Source organism: Bartonella sp. AD13SXNS (genome assembly GCF_042196465.1).
In the GTDB taxonomy this organism is placed as follows: domain Bacteria; phylum Pseudomonadota; class Alphaproteobacteria; order Rhizobiales; family Rhizobiaceae; genus Bartonella.
In genome coordinates, this window is the sequence record NZ_JBHIQI010000072.1 from 1 (window position 1) to 1,065 (window position 1,065).

2 protein-coding genes are annotated in these 1,065 nt (G+C 36.0%); one reads left to right on the forward strand and one right to left on the reverse strand.

Features of this window, described 5'->3' with window-relative positions; translation table 11 throughout:
- Positions 1 to 297: 297 nt before the first annotated feature.
- Positions 298 to 651, reverse strand: coding sequence for an XRE family transcriptional regulator (locus ACFIMQ_RS09415; RefSeq protein ID WP_375628671.1), 354 nt, complete (start codon positions 649 to 651; stop codon positions 298 to 300).
- 87 nt (positions 652 to 738) lie between these two features.
- Here ACFIMQ_RS09415 and ACFIMQ_RS09420 point away from each other — a divergent pair, with 87 nt between their 5' ends.
- Positions 739 to 978, forward strand: a complete 240-nt coding sequence (locus ACFIMQ_RS09420) for a helix-turn-helix domain-containing protein (protein ID WP_375703931.1) — start codon at positions 739 to 741, stop codon at positions 976 to 978.
- Positions 979 to 1,065: the final 87 nt, after the last annotated feature.

The window sequence follows — 1,065 nt, forward strand, 5'->3', positions numbered from 1 at the left end:
CAGATTTAGCGAGATTTTGTTCTTCATTTTCGCAGATGACTAAGAGAATTTCATCAGAATTGATAAACACTGGTTTTTTCACAAATGCCTCCATACAGCCTATTGGCAATGGTTATTTTTTACTGTATGAGGGCATTTATATGCGCATCTTGCACATATGTCAACAAAAAATATGTGCAAGATGAACATATATAGTGAGTATTATATTATTTAGGATATATAAAATGAATGACATTGATTACCTTATAATGGAGGAAGTGAATAAGCTTAATGTAGATAAACAAAGAAGATTAATTATTATTCTTCGTCTTTTAAGGTATTTAAAATGCGAAGAAGCCACTGCTTTTTTTCAGGAGATATATCTTTTAAAGCGTTAAAAACTTCTTTTTGAAGTTCGCGGTCTGAAAGAGCAGTTGTAGATTTTGTTTTTATACCCTGTCCTTCACCAGTCAATAACCACCCTGTGCTTACGTTAAAAGCTTTTGCGTATCGACTCGCGGCTTTATTGATGCCGCGAACTCCTTGTTCATGTTGTATGTAAGTGTAATATGGCCAGCCATAATATTGAGCTGCTGCGCGAGCAGATTTAAATCCTTTAGCAATTCTTGCTTCTGTTAAGCGTATAGCTTGGTCTGTTTTTTGTTCTGGCATTCTATTAAATCCTTTTCATTCATAATGCACATATTATGTGTGCTTTTCGACTTGACTTTTTTCTGTGCACATTGCACACTTAATTTTATGAATAAGATAGAAGCAAAAGAACTAAGAAAACGCCTTAATCTTACGCTGGACGAAATGGCGGCGTTATTAGGCGTCAACAAATCAACGGTATGGCGTTGGGAAAAATATGGTGTTCCTTCAAGAGGAGCAGTGGCTTATCTTTTAAAATCTTTATGCGATCAAGAGCAACACCCCCCAATGTCGAAAATTTGCAAGAGCCGCGTTGTTGATCAGACGGGCGATAGATTGCAGCATTAAGGAGATAAAGATGAGTTTAAATGAAATAATATTGATAGTTGTGTGTGTAGTATTTGGAGCATTGCTTTTATGCGGAGTGATGTTTCG